General features: G+C 35.2%; 16 protein-coding genes. 8 read left to right on the forward strand and 8 right to left on the reverse strand.

Annotation, left to right across the window (positions count from 1 at the left end; genetic code table 11):
* The first annotated feature begins 156 nt into the window (after positions 1-156).
* Complete coding sequence (locus CIK00_RS04620) at positions 157-1,170, forward strand: methylenetetrahydrofolate reductase (RefSeq protein WP_101767748.1); 1,014 nt, start codon at positions 157-159, stop codon at positions 1,168-1,170.
* A 115-nt stretch (positions 1,171-1,285) separates the two neighbouring features.
* Here CIK00_RS04620 and CIK00_RS04625 read toward each other — a convergent pair whose 3' ends face one another.
* Positions 1,286-2,758, reverse strand: a complete 1,473-nt coding sequence (locus tag CIK00_RS04625; RefSeq protein WP_101767749.1) for a DASS family sodium-coupled anion symporter — start codon at positions 2,756-2,758, stop codon at positions 1,286-1,288.
* A gap of 754 nt (positions 2,759-3,512) precedes the next feature.
* Here CIK00_RS04625 and mglB point away from each other — a divergent pair.
* From mglB to mglC, 3 genes are all read left to right on the forward strand, one after another.
* Positions 3,513-4,490, forward strand: a complete 978-nt coding sequence (gene mglB / locus CIK00_RS04630) for a galactose/glucose ABC transporter substrate-binding protein MglB (protein WP_101767750.1) — start codon at positions 3,513-3,515, stop codon at positions 4,488-4,490.
* Between the two features lie 69 nt (positions 4,491-4,559).
* Entirely contained in the window at positions 4,560-6,071 is a 1,512-nt protein-coding gene (mglA, locus tag CIK00_RS04635) for a galactose/methyl galactoside ABC transporter ATP-binding protein MglA (protein WP_101767839.1), read from the forward strand.
* A 10-nt stretch (positions 6,072-6,081) separates the two neighbouring features.
* Entirely contained in the window at positions 6,082-7,092 is a 1,011-nt protein-coding gene (mglC, locus tag CIK00_RS04640; protein ID WP_101767751.1) for a galactose/methyl galactoside ABC transporter permease MglC, read from the forward strand.
* Between the two features lie 359 nt (positions 7,093-7,451).
* Here mglC and CIK00_RS21490 read toward each other — a convergent pair whose 3' ends face one another.
* The 3 genes from CIK00_RS21490 to msrP all read right to left on the reverse strand — a co-directional run bounded on the left by CIK00_RS21490 (position 7,452) and on the right by msrP (position 9,822).
* Positions 7,452-7,841 (reverse strand): MATE family efflux transporter, encoded by a 390-nt coding sequence (locus CIK00_RS21490; protein WP_233426532.1) that lies wholly within the window; start codon positions 7,839-7,841, stop codon positions 7,452-7,454.
* Between the two features lie 296 nt (positions 7,842-8,137).
* On the reverse strand, positions 8,138-8,809 hold the full coding sequence (gene msrQ / locus CIK00_RS04650) for a protein-methionine-sulfoxide reductase heme-binding subunit MsrQ (RefSeq protein ID WP_101767752.1): 672 nt from the start codon (positions 8,807-8,809) through the stop codon (positions 8,138-8,140).
* A complete protein-coding gene (gene msrP, locus CIK00_RS04655) occupies positions 8,809-9,822 on the reverse strand; it encodes a protein-methionine-sulfoxide reductase catalytic subunit MsrP (RefSeq protein WP_101767753.1) in 1,014 nt (337 codons plus the stop codon). The genes msrQ and msrP overlap by 1 nt, the downstream gene beginning before the upstream one ends.
* Before the next feature lie 144 nt (positions 9,823-9,966).
* Here msrP and CIK00_RS04660 point away from each other — a divergent pair, with 144 nt between their 5' ends.
* From CIK00_RS04660 to CIK00_RS04670, 3 genes are all read left to right on the forward strand, one after another.
* Positions 9,967-10,449: a hypothetical protein gene (locus CIK00_RS04660; RefSeq protein WP_101767754.1), complete on the forward strand. Its 483-nt coding sequence runs from the start codon at positions 9,967-9,969 to the stop codon at positions 10,447-10,449.
* Between the two features lie 92 nt (positions 10,450-10,541).
* The gene (locus CIK00_RS04665) at positions 10,542-11,675 is read left to right on the forward strand and encodes an acyl-CoA desaturase (protein WP_101767755.1); all 1,134 of its coding nucleotides are present in this window, start codon (positions 10,542-10,544) and stop codon (positions 11,673-11,675) included.
* A 292-nt stretch (positions 11,676-11,967) separates the two neighbouring features.
* Positions 11,968-12,873: a L,D-transpeptidase family protein gene (locus CIK00_RS04670; protein ID WP_101767756.1), complete on the forward strand. Its 906-nt coding sequence runs from the start codon at positions 11,968-11,970 to the stop codon at positions 12,871-12,873.
* Between the two features lie 242 nt (positions 12,874-13,115).
* Here CIK00_RS04670 and CIK00_RS04675 read toward each other — a convergent pair whose 3' ends face one another.
* The 4 genes from CIK00_RS04675 to CIK00_RS04690 all read right to left on the reverse strand — a co-directional run bounded on the left by CIK00_RS04675 (position 13,116) and on the right by CIK00_RS04690 (position 16,379).
* Positions 13,116-13,379 carry an Lpp/OprI family alanine-zipper lipoprotein gene (locus CIK00_RS04675; protein WP_101767757.1) on the reverse strand — a complete coding sequence of 88 codons (264 nt, stop codon included), beginning with the start codon at positions 13,377-13,379 and terminating at the stop codon, positions 13,116-13,118.
* Between the two features lie 456 nt (positions 13,380-13,835).
* Positions 13,836-14,426, reverse strand: a complete 591-nt coding sequence (locus tag CIK00_RS04680; RefSeq protein ID WP_101767758.1) for an SCO family protein — start codon at positions 14,424-14,426, stop codon at positions 13,836-13,838.
* A gap of 175 nt (positions 14,427-14,601) precedes the next feature.
* Complete coding sequence (locus CIK00_RS04685) at positions 14,602-15,519, reverse strand: polyprenyl-phosphate transporter (RefSeq protein WP_101767759.1); 918 nt, start codon at positions 15,517-15,519, stop codon at positions 14,602-14,604.
* A 224-nt stretch (positions 15,520-15,743) separates the two neighbouring features.
* Entirely contained in the window at positions 15,744-16,379 is a 636-nt protein-coding gene (locus CIK00_RS04690) for a hypothetical protein (RefSeq protein WP_232583518.1), read from the reverse strand.
* Between the two features lie 880 nt (positions 16,380-17,259).
* Between CIK00_RS04690 and CIK00_RS04695 the strand changes: the two genes are divergently transcribed.
* Positions 17,260-17,682, forward strand: coding sequence for an NADH:ubiquinone oxidoreductase (locus CIK00_RS04695; RefSeq protein ID WP_227990391.1), 423 nt, complete (start codon positions 17,260-17,262; stop codon positions 17,680-17,682).
* Positions 17,683-17,767 lie beyond the last annotated feature (85 nt).

Here is a 17,767-nt window from a genome sequence, read left to right on the forward strand (position 1 = left end):
TATTTTGATTTATGGGGAGTGATTAGGTACAAAGGAAACAAGGATGTAACTATGGCGCAACATAATATCGCTGTGGTTAGGGAATATTTGTCATCATCGGTTCAATGATTTATGGCTACATTTAGGACTGATTACAATACATGGAAGTGATTATTAATGGTAAATCAAGCGTTAGCGACAAATACAGAATCTGAACTACGGGTACGTTATAATGATATTACCCGTGGTGTTTATTTTATCGGAACAACCCCGCCCAAAACCAGCACGCCTTTAGATGAAGTTGAAGGTATTGCAGATCGATTAGTGAACCGTATTAAAGATCTCGCCATTGATGGTTTGATTGTGTACGACATTCAAGATGAAGTTTCACGGACGAAAAAACCACGCCCATTCCCATTTAAATCAACCCATGATCCTCGTTACTATTCATCGTTACTCAATAAGAAAACTGGGCGTCCGGTTATTACTTACAAAAGTGTGGTGCAATCAGAAACAGAAGCCTTTGATGAGTGGCTTAATGAAGCGTGGCATGAATATCAAGTACGTGACATTGTGCTTGTTGGAAGTCCCTCGGCGAAAAATGAAGTGTCGTTACCGTTATCTACGGCATATCAAACGCTGGCAGAACATCAAAATAACTTTTTTACTGGCGGGATTATGATTGCTGAACGTCATGCAAAAAAAGGCAATGAGCACGCACGATTAATTGAAAAATACCAGCAAGGGTGTAATTTCTTTATCTCTCAAGCTATTTATGACACGCAAGCGACAATTGATATTTTGACCCGTTATGCGATTGAATGTAAACAAGATGGTATTAAACCTCAGCGTATTTTATTAACATTTTCGCCATGTGGTAGTGCAAAGACATTAGAGTTTATTGAATGGTTGGGTGTGAGTGTGCCAGAGGCAACCAGTTTACGTATTCTGAATGCGACCAACCCGTTACATGAATCGATTAAAATGTGCTGCAATAGCCTCAATCAAATCTTAGATGCAGTGGTTGAGTATGATTTGCCGTTGGGATTAAACATTGAGAGCTTAACTAATCGTAAAGAAGAAATTGATGGGTCTATTTTATTGTATAAGTTACTTCGTGCGTCAATGGACAGTCATTTGGCTAAACACGAATTTCGAACCTTAAAAAATAAAGTCAATGTATCGGTATAAGTTAGTTAGTAATATAAATGGACAGTATGATTAGAGTAAGCCCATCTGTGTATTACGACAGTATGGGCTTATTTGATTTGTGATATTTGTATTCTTAGATGATGTTATTAATTGACTACATTAAACCTAAAATAGACCACCAAATAATACCTGATGTCATAAATATAATTGCGCCACCACCAGAGATAATTAAACCAATTTTCATCCACTGTTTATCGTTATGGTATTGATAGCCCATTAATAATGGATTTCGAGCATGGCTATAGGTTGTGAGGTTACAGCCGATATTAGTAATACCAGCAACGGCTAAAATAGAGATCAGGGGATTAACCCCTAATGCCATTAATGAACCGATAATAACCGGACCTAAAGCAACAACTTTTGCTGTACCAGAGGCAAAAAAGTAGGCAGTTACAAGATAGAAAATCATCATTACAATTAAAATAAGGGTAGGGCTAGCATGACCCATGTACTGACTAATTAAATCAGAGACGCCATGACCTACCCAAGCGGTAAAACCGAGTTTTTTAAGTTGGCTCGCCATTCCCATTAGCACTGCAAACCAAACTAGCGTATCCCATGCGCCTTTTTCTGATTTAACATCATTCCAGTTTAAAACCCCTAAGATTAATAAGGCAGATAAACCGATAAATGCTGACGTAGTTGAGTGTAGATGCAGAGATTGTCCACCAACCCACATAATAATTAACGCGATAAAAACGGCGATTAATTTCCATTCAGCAACACTGACAGGACCTAAATGCAATAAGGCTTGTTTTGCATAAGCGGGTGCTTGTGGTGTTTTTTTCGTTTCTGGATTGATAAATTTAAACAGAATAAAGGGGATCGTTAATAGTAAAATAGACGCAGGTAGTAATAGATAGAGCGCCCAGTGACTGAAGGTCATATTAATGCCAGCAACAGAAGCAGCAATACCGACTAAAGCAAGGTTACCTGCAAAGCCTGTTTGAAAACCTACTGCTGATGCGTCGTTCATGGCGCTTACCGAAGAAATAAGGTATTGACCCAATTTGCGATCGTCTTTGTTGATGACTTTTGCAAGTGAGTCGGCAATAGGGGAGATAATTGCTGAACGGGCAGTATTGCTGGGTGTTGCGGGTGCGATAAGGAAATCAGCCACACCTAAACAATAAGCAATACGTAAAGAAGATTGGCCAAACCAACTAAGCAAGATAAGCGCAATACGTTTACCTAAGCCTGTTTTAGCAAAGGCACGGGCAATCATAAACGCAATCACAATTAGCCAAATAAGAACGTTATTAAAATTGCTGGTGGCTGCCATAATCGCTGCTTTTGCGGATGTTTCTCCACCTGCATGGAGTACGGCATAAACTGAAACCGCAATAACGGCAACCGCACCGGTGGGTAAGACATTAGCTACGATAGCGACAATGGTCGCGATAAAAATAATAGCGGTATGAAATGCTGCAATATTTAATTCAGCGGGTATGTCGATATAGTGCCAACAGAGAGTACTTAACACTACAATGATTATTGCTGGAATAATTTTGATGGCAAAAAAAGGTTCTGGTGGTGGTAATGATTTTTTAACGGAAGTTGGATTCATGATCTTCTAGTTATGTTGTTGTGTATGTCTATATGGTATATGTGATTTTAATAATTCCTAATTAATATGTTATTTATGCGATATAAATATCAAAAAATTGGGTTTTCTTATTCATAATAGTGTGTTTTTTATGCAACTGGTGGATTTGGGTGATCTAATAGCGAGTGAGTGTGCGGTAAAAAGAAAACGCCACGTTATTATATAAAGTGGCGTTAGATAACAAACAAAACTAGGTAGTCATCATCTGATTATTGATAGTGAAGACGTTTATGATGATGAAAAAAGATATTTTTTAATATATTTTAATGACCATTGTTTCAGTTTGATTTTTAAAATATTTAATTAAAATCGGTATGATAATTAAATATCAAGAATGATGAATATTTAATTATCAATTAATAGAATGCTATTATTCTATAGTAGTATGACTATTTTATCATGTGTCTGTATTATAAAAAGATATTTAATATTTATAATTATCTTTTTCTAAAATAGAAGCTAAGAACTTATGCTATGTAATAATTATATGATGAGATTTTCACGTTATTTATTAATGTAATTCTTATCGCTAAACATTTCTGTTTGTGATCTGAACTTTATTCTTTATTAATATTCGATGGCAACGATTACATATTTTATCATTGGTCACATTTTAAGCGAATAATTCACTATAGACTTCTGAATGTTAAATAAACATGCTTTCTGCATGTATCCTTTGAAATTTAAATAGTAATTAAATACAGGGAGTAACTGTATGAAAAGTCTGAAATTATTAACAGTTTTGTGTGCGGGTTTAAGTGTAGGGTCAGCAGCATTTGCAGAGACTATGGTTGGTTTTACTATTTATAAATATGATGATAATTTTATGTCAGTTGTTCGCCAAGCGATAGAAAAAGAAGCGAGCACAGATCAAGAAATTAAATTATTAATGAATGACTCTCAAAATAGCCAATCTATGCAAAATGATCAAATTGATATTATGTTAGCCCGTGGTGTTAAAGCTTTAGCTATTAATTTAGTTGATCCTGCTGCCGCTCCTGTCATTATTCAAAAAGCTAAAATGGATGATGTACCTATTGTTTTTTTTAATAAAGAACCAGCCCCTGAAGTGCTTGCGAGTTATGATAAAGCTTATTACGTCGGTACTGACTCTAAAGAATCCGGCGTTATTCAAGGAGAGCTTATCGCTAAACATTGGCAAGCTAATGCTGCATGGGATTTAAATAAAGACGGTATCTTACAATATGTATTATTAAAAGGTGAGCCGGGTCATCCTGATGCTGAAGCTCGAACTACATATGTTATTAAAACATTAAATGACCGTGGTATTAAAACGGATCAATTGCATTTAGACACGGCAATGTGGGATACCGCGATGGCGAAAGATAAGATGGATGCATGGGTATCAGGGCCTAATGGTAATAAATTCGAAGTAGTTATCACCAATAATGACGGTATGGCGATGGGGGCGATTGAATCGTTAAAAGCAGCCGATAAAAAAGAGGTGCCTGTTTTTGGGGTTGATGCGTTAAGTGAAGCATTGGCGTTAGTACGATCTGGCGCTATGGTGGGAACAGTGCTTAATGATGCCGATAACCAAGCAAAAGCCGCATTTGAAATGACGCGTAATCTTGCGAATGGTCGCCCTGCCGAAGAGGGAACAAAGTGGATTGTCATTAATAAGGTTGTACGAATTCCTTATGTTGGCATTGATAAATCCAGTCTTAATTAAATTTTTAGCAGATACATGGCAGATTGTTATCTGCCATGTTGTTGTATTAATTTAGGTGGGGTATTAATGATGGCAACGCTTGATAATCATGAATTTCTTTTAGAAATGAGAGGCATCAGTAAAGAATTCCCCGGCGTAAAAGCGTTGGATGAGGTTAATTTAAAGGTTAGACCTTATTCGATACATGCGTTAATGGGGGAAAATGGTGCAGGTAAATCAACACTACTGAAATGTCTTTTTGGTATTTATGAAAAAAATAAGGGAGATATTTTTTTTCTGGGTGAGAAAGTCAATTTCCAATCGTCAAAACAAGCGTTAGAAGCTGGGATATCGATGGTCCATCAGGAGCTTAACCAGGTCTTACAACGCACCGTAATGGATAATATTTGGTTAGGACGTTATCCCACAAAAGGTTTATTTATTGATCAACAAAAAATGTATCAAGATACGAAGGAAATATTTTCTGAGTTGGATATTGATATCGATCCACAAGTAAAAGTTGCCACATTATCAGTATCTCAAATGCAAATGTTAGAAATAGCTAAAGCTTTTTCTTATAACGCAAAAATAGTGATTATGGATGAACCAACATCTTCGCTAACGGAAAAAGAAGTTAATCATTTATTTACGATAATACAAAAGCTTAAAAATAAAGGCTGTGGGATTGTTTATATTTCACACAAGATGGATGAGATATTTTCCATTTGTGATGAAATAACTATTTTACGTGATGGTCGCTGGGTCGATACACAAAAACTGGCTGATCTTAATATGGATCAAATCATTGCAAAGATGGTTGGGCGAGAGTTGACGCAACGATTCCCAGATAAAACCAATATACCTAAAGAAACGATATTATCGGTTAAAAATTTGACTGCACTTAATCAACCGTCAATTCAAAATATTAGTTTTGATCTACGAAAAGGTGAAATATTAGGTATTGCAGGGCTGGTAGGTTCAAAAAGAACGGATATTGTCGAAACTATTTTTGGCATTCGTGAACGTTGTCAAGGGCAGATTGTTTTAAATGATAACGTAGTGCTAAATCGTAATGTACATGAGGCAATTCGTAATCGTTTTGCTTTAGTGACAGAAGAGCGCCGAACAACGGGTATATACAGTAATTTAGATATCACTTTTAATGCGCTGGTGGCAAACGTTGATAACTATACCAAATGGGGTGGATTACTAAGCTATAGCCAAATGAGCAGTGATACACAATGGGTCATTGATTCTATGCGAGTTAAGACGCCGTCACATAAAACGAAAATTGGATCGTTGTCTGGAGGTAATCAACAAAAGGTTATTATTGGTCGTTGGTTACTAACTAAACCTGAAATTTTAATGTTAGATGAACCGACAAGAGGTATTGATGTTGGGGCTAAATTTGAAATTTATCAGCTTATTCTTGATTTAGCGAACCGTGATAAAGGTATCATTATTATTTCATCAGAAATGCCTGAGTTATTAGGGATCACTGATCGTATTTTAGTTATGAGTAATGGTCGTGCTGCTGGCATTGTTGATACTAAAACGACAACTCAGCATGAAATTCTTAGTTTAGCATCACGTTATTTATAAGGATAAGAACATGGAAGCTCTCAAAAAATTAGGTATGACCCGTTACCTAAAAGAAGGTGGTATTTATGCGGTTTTATTTATACTACTTGCAATAATTATAATACAAGAACCTTCTTTTCTTAGTTTGCGTAACTTAAGTAATATTCTGACTCAGTCTTCAGTACGTATCATTATTGCACTTGGTGTTGCTGGTATAATTGTTACTCAAGGTACTGATTTATCTGTTGGTCGACAGGTCGGTTTAGCCGCAGTATTATCTGCAACATTATTACAAGCATCTGATAATGTGAATAAAGTTTTTCCAAGTTTAGGTGAGATCCCTATCGTGGGAGTCATTATTGCCGTATGTGCGGTTGGTGCTTTAATTGGTCTTGTTAATGGTTTGATTGTTGCTTATTTGAAGGTAACACCTTTTATTACGACCTTAGGTACGATGATTATTGTTTATGGTATCAATTCTCTCTATTACGACTCTGTAGGCGCATCACCCATTGCTGGTTTTGATCAGCGTTTTTCTGAATTTACACAAGGCTTTATCCGGTTTGGAGATTTCAGGTTATCTTATCTAACATTTTATGCTGCTATTGCAATTATTTTTGTATGGATCCTTTGGAATAAAACGGTTTTTGGAAAAAATTTATTTGCGGTTGGTGGTAATCCCGAGGCCGCTAAAGTTTCCGGTGTAAATGTTTCACTTACTCTTCTTAAAATTTATGCTTTGTCCGGGGTGTTTTATGCTTTTGGTGGCATGTTAGAAGCGGGACGTATTGGTAGTGCAACTAATAACCTTGGCTTTATGTATGAATTAGATGCGATTGCGGCTTGTGTTGTTGGTGGGGTGTCGTTTGCTGGTGGTGTAGGCAGTGTTGCTGGTGTTGTTACAGGGGTATTGATCTTTACCGTGATTAATTACGGTATGACTTATATTGGAGTAAGTCCGTATTGGCAATATATTATTAAAGGCGGAATTATTATTTTTGCTGTTGCACTGGATTCAATGAAATACGCAGACAAGAAATAATAAAGAAAACGCCACTTTATATATAAAGTGGCGTTAGATAATAAACAAAACTAGGTAGTCATACTATTTTGTTTTTTTCTTTATCCACATATTAAGATAAATATTAATATGAGTAAAATGAATGATTTTCATTTAATGGATGTATTTTATGCATATTGGTTTTTGTTTAAAAATTGTTTATTTAATTAGTTATTGATAACATTCTTAACCTAAAGATTATCCATAAGGTTAGTGCAGCACTACAGATTGGTAATGCAAGCCAAACACCATTTACCCCAATACTATATGCAAGTACAAAAATAGCGATAGATATTAAAAGAAGCTTACCTCCAGTGAGTAGCGAGGCTTCTTTGGGAATATTAATTGCTTGAAAGTAAGTTGCTCCTACTAATAACAAACAAACCTTCAAAAGGTAATCCCCAGAAATATAATGATATTCCCTTAATTGCTTCAGGTTGTAATGCTAGGTTATCTTCAGCAAATATATAGATGATTATTTCAGGAATGCTATATACGGTTATGACGCCAATTACTGCAATCAATAATGTAATTATAAACGCGAGGTTACGAAATTTAGTGACACGCTCTTTAAGATCGGCTCCTGTAGTAAAGCTTATAAGGGGTTGAGTACCTAAAGCTATACCTTCAAATATCAAATAGAAAAATGCTTCGGTGTAACTTACGATGCCATAAGCTGCGACATGAATCGGTTTACCTACCAGTAAAAATGCTTTGCTATGTAGAATCAATACGTTAACAGCATGGCTGCGATAGTGGGTAAAGTATAGCGCCAAAAAAGACGAAAGATTGAATCATCACGTAAGGATAATGGTTGGGGTATTGATCTTGTCATTGGATTACTTCCATGTGAACCGCAGCACTAAATGTAAAAAAATGTTTGTATTGTCTGTGGCTTCATAGAGTGAGTCAATCTAACTAACTGTATTTATGGCGCAGGGATCATGTGATTTTGATATTATTATCTATTATTCAAATCCCAAATGGAGAGTCAATAACACCTTGTTGGGATTTGATGATTAAATGGCTAGTTGTTTGATGTTTTAGATACAGATTTAGTTTTCCAGAAATGATTTATTTGTGTAAACCATTCCATGATTTTTTGTTTACGGCAATACAGTAGCAATGCACAAATGAATAAGTAAATTGTCGGCTCAATCAATCCTGATTTTACTGACCAATAATAGTGAATAGGGCTTAATAGTAAAGCGAGATACACCCAATTATGCAGTTGTTGCCAATGCTTGCCTAAGCGACGCTGCATCGATTGTGTTGAGGTAAGTGTTAATAATAATAAGATAATCCAACTAATAGCACCAATGGCAAGATACGGACGTTTTATTATCTCGCTGCCCAATAAAGACCAATCAAAATTCAGATCTAAGGCAAGATAGACACTAAGATGAAGTGCCGCCCAAAAGAAGCTGTATACGCCTAATAAGCGTCTTAGGCGTATCAGTCCTCCTTGTTTATATTGTTTTGCTAAAGGTGATAACAATAAGGTAAGGATTAAAGTATTTAATGCCGCTTTGCCCGTGAAATGTTCAATTCCTTTAATCGGATCCGCACCAAAGCCACCGTTAAGAGTGTTATTAACCAATATTGCGACAAAAAATAATGATACTGCATGAATGGTGATTTTTATCATTAAAATTCGAGCCGGTGTAAGGCGGTATTTTTGAATATAATGAGTGAGCATTAATAATTCCTTGTTAGATCCATGCCTTTATATAACGATGCCACTTCTTCAGCATAACCGTTAAACATTAATGTGGGTTGGCGTTGACTGCTAAAGACATTGCCTTTACCGATAAAACGTTCACTGGCTTGGCTCCAACGTGGGTGATCAACCTCAGGGTTAACATTGGCATAAAATCCATATTCACTGGCCGCTAAACGATTCCACGTTGTTGGTGGTTGTTGATCGGTAAGGTGAATGCGCACAATAGATTTTATACTTTTAAAACCATACTTCCATGGCACAACGAGTCGCAATGGTGCTCCATTTTGTGGGGCTAATGTTTTGCCATATAAGCCGACAGAGATCATTGTCAGTGGGTGCATGGCTTCATCAATACGCAAGCCTTCAACATAAGGATATTCAATGCCACCACCAAGTCGTGATGATGCTTGCCCTGGCATTTGTTTAGGATCGTATAGGGTTTCAAAGGCGACGTATTTTGCTCGTTGTTGTGGATCGGCTTTTTTAATGATGTCGCGTAAGCTAAAACCTATCCACGGAATATTCATTGACCATGCTTCAACACAGCGTAAGCGGTAGATACGTTCTTCCAAGGTAAACTGGTTAAACAAATCATCATAATCGAGTGTGAATGGTTTATTTACCATCCCATCAATTGTGACTTTCCATGGATCAGTGATGAATTTTTCTGCACGCACAGCGGGGGATGATTTATCAGTACCAAATTCATAAAAATTATTATAATGAAGAATTTTATCCTCTGGTGTTAGTGACAATGCCGCATTGGATAATGATGAGGTTGTTCCTGCTAATTGTCGACGATGATCAATTGCAGGCTCTTCTGAAGATGAGATAAAATCAAAAAATCCTGCATGAGCATTGGTTGACAATGGTAATCCAACCGCTGCAATACCTAATTTTTTCAAAATAGAACGACGTTGATGGTATATATCTTCTGGTGTCACTTGGTTTTCTGTTAATGCCCAGCGAGGACGTGTTTTTATGTGCATAAGTTACCTATAAGTGATGTTTAAAATGATAATCATTGCTATTTAAGTAGACCGTAACCGAATAATAAAAATTTCAAAAATAGTCGGTTTTTATTATTGTTTTGAAAAATAATGATAAGAATAAGCAAATAAAAAGGAATATTAATGAATGAGATCAATAACTTTAATGCCAGCCTTGAGTTGCAGCATATTTATTTAGAAGTTTATGCTGAACGGTATAGCCATTTACGCACGTTTTTAGAGTCATATTATTGCTATCAGCACGGATTAGTGACTAAACAAGGAAAGCCCGATTGGATACAGATATTTAATGTTGGTAAGCGAACAATAGCAGCCCATAAGATTCAGGAACGAAAATTGCTTGTTAGAGAGATGATGTTGCCATTATCGGTAATCATGGGTCATTTGAAAACACTCGTTCGTGATGATGAGGCAACGATTGAAAATATTAAGATGATTATTGATGAGCATCTTGAATATGTGATCATGACGCGAGAAGAATATGATGCGTTAGTGAAAGCGGGATTAAAAGAGGCAATGCCTATTGGCTATTATCAAGCCACAGATGCTCGTTATTGTTGCATAAATGCTCGTTTTGATGTGGTTGGAATCACACTATTGATGTAACAATAACGCTTAATCGTGTTGGTTAGTTGAATCAGCTAAGTGGTAAGTATAATGTTGCTTACATGTGTACGCTGAAAATAAGGTGAAAAAGGATGATACCTCAACAGCAAAAACCACCCATTATTTGGTTAAATGTAGTTCTATTTACACTAACATTTGTAATCGCAGTTATTGGTGTTCCGCTATATCTTTATTTTTATGAGCTCGATCTTACGCTCGTTGTGATAGCTATTGTGGCATTTTGTTGTTGTGGAATGTCAATTACCGCCGGTTATCATCGTTTATGGGCACATCAAAGTTATCAAGCAAATCGTTTTTTGCGAGTGATATTTGCCCTTGGTGGGGCATTTGCATTGCAAAATAGTATTCTACATTGGTGTTCTGATCATCGAGTACATCATCGCCATGTGGATAATAACGACAAAGACCCATACTCAGCTAAAATGGGGTTGTTTTATAGCCATATAGGTTGGATGCTACGAGAATATCAAGCCAGTTGTTATCATGATTATTCAAATTGTGCCGATTTACAGCAAGATCCCATCGTTGTTTGGCAACATAAGTATTATTTATTATTAGCAGTTATTATGAATATTGGCATCCCTGTTGTGATTGGGGTGTTGTTAGGTGACTTATGGGGAGCGCTGTTGTTTATAGGTATATTACGATTAGTATTGAGTCACCATACTACTTTTTTTATTAATTCATTAGCACATAAATGGGGCTCTCAGCCTTATACAGATAGAAATAGTGCGCGTGATAACGGTGTTATTGCATGGCTAACATTTGGTGAGGGTTATCATAATTATCATCATATTTTTGAAAACGATTATAGAAATGGTATTTGCTGGTGGCAATTCGATCCCACTAAGTGGTTGATCAAAGTATGTTCATGGTTTGGGTGGACGACAAATTTGAAAGTAACACCGGCGGATCGGATTGAAAAAACACGCACAAAAATGGAATTTAAGCGGTTACAAGATAAATTAAAATCATTGCCTAATAATAGTGTTCGCTTACAACAATTACAATATGAATATGAGGCGTTAATTAGTAAAATTTCTGAATATTATCAAATAAATAAACGACTAATAGATTTACAGAAAAAGAAATTAGCTAATAATTATGAAAACTTTGAATTTATGCAACAATATGAATTTATTCAGCAAAAATTACAACAACAACGACGCGACTGGAAGTATTTAGTCCAACAATATACTGTTTAAGATTTAAATCTTGTTATTGAGCGGTTAGGTCTTACCAAGATTTAACCGTTTTTTTTTATTAACAGTTATAATCATATAGCGTTACCATGCTCTTATCTTGGCATATCGTCATCAATATTATTGTAGATTTACAGTTACCGATAAACTAGTAGATTAAAATAATATCAAGTAGTATGGCACTAAAGCTTAAAAGCACATGTAATAATTCGATATAGTTATTATGTGCACAATTAATTATAGCGTTTTACATCCATGATTGAATGTTTGTAAGATCTTAACTGGAGATATTGTCGTGTACCGCGCATTACTTTTGTCACTCACATGTTTAGCCTCATCCGCAGCGCATGCAATTGAATATAAACTACCTACCGATGGTAGTAATATCGTTGGTACAACAGAATATTATGAAGTAAAGCAGGGTGATAGCCTTGCTGATATAGCTAATAAATATAATGTGGGTTTTCTTGGAATGATGGCGGCAAATAAAGGTGTTGATCCTTTTTTACCGCAACCAGGAAAACTATTACAAATACCGACTCAAGTTGTCTTACCCGACGTGGCTCATAAAGGCATTGTCGTTAATCTGGCTGAATTACGTCTTTACTATTTCCCTAAAAATGATGCATCTATTGTCTATGTTTTTCCTATCGGCATTGGTCGAGTAGGTCGTGAAACACCTAATATGACGACATCTATTAGTGAAAAAGTAAAAAACCCAACGTGGACTCCACCGGCATCTATTCGTAAAGAGCATGCAGCTAAAGGGGATATCTTACCCGCAGTTGTACCTGCTGGACCTGATAACCCTCTAGGTGATTATAAAATGCGATTGGCTTATGGTCATGGTGAATATCTTATTCATGGTACCAATAAAGATTTTGGTATTGGAATGCGCGTTAGTGGGGGTTGTATTCGAATGAACCCGTGGGATGTTGAGTGGTTGTTCCCACATGTAGCCTTGGGCACTCAAGTTCAGATTATTAATCAACCAGTCAAGATATCACAAGATCCTGATGGTGAATTGATTGTAGAAGTCCATTCGCCATTATCAAAAGATGAATCTCAAATTGGGGTTAAGAAAAGTGTTGATGCACCAGAAGTATTATTAAAAGATGTTGAAGGTGATACGAAAGCGAAACAACGATTATATTCTGAATTAGATAAACAATCTGGTCTTCCTATTATTTTAAAATCGTAATAAATAGTTAACCTATAGAAACGAGATATTATTATCTCGTTTTTTTTGTTTAGATGAATGTAAGCCTGATAACAATCGTATACAAATATATGTTTATAGTGAATGTTATTATTGTGATATATGGTGAAATTTTATTTGAAAGAGTATGTTAGGTATTCTATGTTTGATTTTTTATAATATACTTGTAAATAAAAAGAGACGGCGAAGCCATCTCTTTAGGTATTCTACAACTTAAGTATTAATTACTTAGTGTATGAACCAGCAATGTTATCAATACGCTTATTAGCACGCATTGCTTCTTGGTATGCTGCGTCAGATGCTGCACGAGAATCATTTACTGCGCCTACGATTTGGTCTTGTTGACCTTGTAGAGCACTAACTTGAGTAGAAAGTGTGTCAACTTTGTTAGTTAGTTGCTGCATTTGACTTACTTCATCAGAGCTAGAACAACCTACAAGTGAAGCACTTAGTAAAACACCAGCTAAGATAGATACAGTACGTTTCATTTTTATATAATCTCCATATTGATTTAGCCACTACAACTGTTGAATAAAGTTTGAGTTGGCAAATTCATTATGGCATAACTTATTATAATTGCTCATTAATTTTTTTAAGCTAAGAAAAAAAAATCCGATACATCTCTCATTTTTGAATAAAAAAAACACATATTTAACCATTTTTTTGCATTTCTATTTAAATTAACTTACGCATAACTCCGCTTAATATAAGGACTTACAAGTAATTTCTCGTTTTTAATAAGAGTGAAAGTCAGGATAATGTAAAATTTTGCCAACACTCAAATAAATAACATAATAGATTAAAAAATAAGCAAAAAAGCGATAATGAAAAGAGATGTTATTTATATTATGTTATTTAAAAAATAGATTATTCAGTATAAAACACAATGAATATAAATTATGTTTAGTATAAGTACCTATATGTTCGTTCTTTTTCATCATTAATTATTTACTTATTGATGTTATTATTGGAATCATTGTGATTAATTGTGTTGGATTTGCCATGTGAGGCAGTTTTTTAATTAACTCACCAGATGGTTTTAAAAAATAAAAATAAGAATTGTGATCAAGGACGTATTTTATTTCAGAATTATCTAATTTATTTTTAATATAAAGAACACCGTATGTGTCAGCTAAAGCTTTAATTTGTTCTTCTGTTCCTGTTGCACCTGTAATCGCGGTATCAAAATAAGCAGCATATTGTGCCGTTTTATCTGCTGTATCACGAGTTGGATCAAGACTAATAAAAATTGGCCATAATTTATCACGTTGTTGTTGAGGAATTGCTTTTAAAGCCGCTGATAATACAGCTAGCGATGTTGGACAGATATCAGGGCATTGTGTGTAACCAAAATAGACTAAACGAATACGCTGATCTTCAGGGTCGAATAAGTCGATGACCTCAGTCCCCGACTCTAAATAATTCATTAGGTAGTAAGGTTCATTCGCAACCGTTGGATCGTTACTGTCCATCATGTGACGGGCAAACAGTCCAGCAACTAAAGCCAAAGCAAGAATTAACCATTGGTATTTCATTCATTCATCCTTAAATGTTTCCAAATAATCTATACGGAATAAATGAATTATGAATAGAGATGTTTATAAAAGGTAGGTGCAGAGTAATTTTTTGTGATGTGGCGGCATGGATAGATGCAAAGAATAAAAAAAGTAGCCACGGAGGCTACTTTTCAACGTTTTTGGCTACTGACGATTAATCATTACGTACAGCGTATTTTTCAAGCCCCCAAACAACGGCAAGACCTAAAATCATGGCAGCGATAGCGTAACCCAGTAGAGCCGGGTGACCCGTTATATTTTCATAATTAAACGGTGATAAATTATGCTCAAGCAGTGGCACTTGCTCACCATGTGAATTTATACGCCATGTAAGAACTTCTTTCCAAGGCCAAATCTTACCTAAAGTACCAATCATTAAGCCTGTTAGCAGTGTTAGAGCAAGATCACGGTAATTACGTAATATCCACGACAGTACATGAGAGAACGTCAACAGACCAGCAACACAGCCAACAGCAAACAAACCAAGTGTGAATACATCAACTGATTTTGCGGCGGCTAGAATGGGACCATACATGCCAAGTAGTAATAAAATAAAACTACCTGAGATTCCAGGTAAGATCATTGCACAGATAGCAATGGCACCAGCAATAAAGATATTTAATGGTGTTGGATCCATCGCTACCGGATGTAAAACAGTGATGCCATAAGCAAAAGTAACACCAAGAATAATGGCAATAAAACGATTAACATTCCATTTATCTACTTGTTTAAGCATATGAATAACGGAAATAATAATTAAGCCAAAGAAAAATGACCACAATGGAATTGGATGAGTATGAAGCATCCAAGTGATCACTTTCGCAAACGTAAAGATACTCGTTAAAATACCACCAAATAAACAAAGTAAGAAAGTTCCATTAACGTGTTCAAATGCGGCTTTAATGCCACCGTTACGGATTATTTTTATTAGACTGGGATTGATACGACGAATACTTTCAAGCAACGTATCGTAAATGCCGGTGATGAACGCGATAGTACCGCCAGACACGCCAGGAACAACATCTGCTGCCCCCATGGCCATGCCTTTTAAAAAGGTTGATATTTTACTCATTAGATTCCGTAACTGTGATGACTGAATAATTTAGGTCAAGCATTATACAGTGAACGACTAAAAACCACTATTAAATCATAAATATAGTATTTGTTAATATGTGAAATAATATACCCTCAATGGATGTTGTTGAATTTATTATGATGACATAGGATATTAATTGTCATGTGGTATTTATGTCAATTTAGCAAATGAGTCAAATATAAGTAGAGACATCACTGCTGTTATAATGAAATGAATGTCGTTTGTAGCATTGATTCTGCTAATAGTGTAAATCGCTGGCAAGGTTGAGGATCAAATATGATAGTGAAAGGCGATAAAGCAATAATAGCTAAGAGTTTTTCTTCAGCTTGGTCTTTTATTGCAAGACGTTGTTCTGTATTAAAATAGTTTAATATAGGTGATATTAATGTGTTGTCTATTTGCTGCAACGAATAATAACATTGGTTAATGGCTATATTGTTAGTTATTAATGTCAATGCTGTTATTGATGGGACTCGATCATTTTGAGTATGAGTGGCTACTAGTCGATCCCAATGTGCAGCGGCGAGAACGCCCATCGCAACATATTCAGGTCGTTGATATTGCGTTAGCAATAGTCGCTCATAGTCATCTCTTATCTTGTTGTGATTAATATCAATAACGGTATCAGTGTCTATTGGTAATAATGATTGAGTATTTTGTGGCATATCATAAGGGAGAGGGACTTGACTGCTACTCACTTTTCTCAAGGCTAAGATTTCTAGTGCATGATATTCATTTAATGGTAACTCAACGTTATGTTGTGTTATAGGAAGTGGCGATAATTTGATAATTGATTTTATTGGTGAAGCGATAACTAATGCTGTTAGTAAACTCATAGTGCAATAAAATAAAAAACAAACAGGAAAAAATAAGCGCATATAAATACTAAGGATATAGGTAAGTAATTATTAAGTATCTGAATTATAGTTATAAATGACAACTTTATTATTTTTATCTGTGATGGTTTTCAAAGAGTAACGTGATTAAAAGTGTTGATAGAGCAGCAATAATAAGCGACGACTCGCAATCTTCACTGAAGGAATAATTAACCTATTGAATTTAAATCTATATTATTTTTAACATTCAGCCATAAGTTGTTCAGCTAATATTTAGTATTTATAATTATACTATTGTTATAGAAACAAAGGGTTAATGCCTACACTTGTAATAGAAGCTGTTGGTGTTTATTAATTGCAACATGTTACGTTGTAACCTTGACAGTGGTGTGATATGCCTAAACATCTCTTTGAATTATTATTGACTGTCAGTGCCATAATGTTTGCTGTTAGTCTATTTATGCTTATTGTTATCCATTAATTATTGAAGCTGTTATGAAGTCAGACTTATAGCAGTTTTTACGGTTTATTTTTAAATACTATAAAAAATCCAATACATTATTCCCTATTAAATTTGGATTATTAGGGTTATTTACGATAGTTGTTGATGTAAATAACTGATTTTAATGTTTTTTGTAGGGTTAATATCTATAAATATTCTTTTTACAGATAATCGATGTGGATGCTATTAATTATCTTGTTATTATTTTCTTTGACTATACTTATTTAGTAACAATCGGTTATGTGGATTGTTATGAATAATTGTTTTTCTTGTTATAAATGAAATCTTTTAATTCATATATACAAGTTGATCTTTAGGTGAGAAAATACGTTCAGAGACTACACCGAGGTTTTTTGTGGATATTATAAGTGAGGATATATGATATTTGGAATGATTATATTGTTATCCATTGTTGCTGGCATACTATCAGGCGAACATTTTCATTCGTTTATGGCTGGTTTTGGTATTGCAGCTGTCGCGATAGGAACTGCATATTGGTTAGCTTTTCGTGCAACACGTTATCCACAACTTGCATTATTGATGTTACTTGTTGCGATGATAGCTAAATTAGGGATCACTGTTACAGGAGTGGTTTTGGTCATTAAAACTAACTTGATCAGTTCACCATTTATCTTCTCATTGTCATATTTGTTCTTCTCGATCGTTGTTAGTTATGGTTATTTCAAATTACGAGAATATCAAATGTCTGTTGCAGAAAAACGTAATACAGTGGTTTCTGCGACACCAATAAAGCGTACTGCAACATTGGTAGCCCCAACGACAACAACACCGCAGATTTAATCATCATTAAGAAAACGCATTAAAAAAGGCTGCTATTTATTGAATGGCAGCCTTTTACTTTTCATTACTTTTAAGGTATTAGCTT

This window comes from Photobacterium carnosum, assembly GCF_002849605.1.
Classification (GTDB): Bacteria; Pseudomonadota; Gammaproteobacteria; order Enterobacterales; family Vibrionaceae; genus Photobacterium; species Photobacterium carnosum.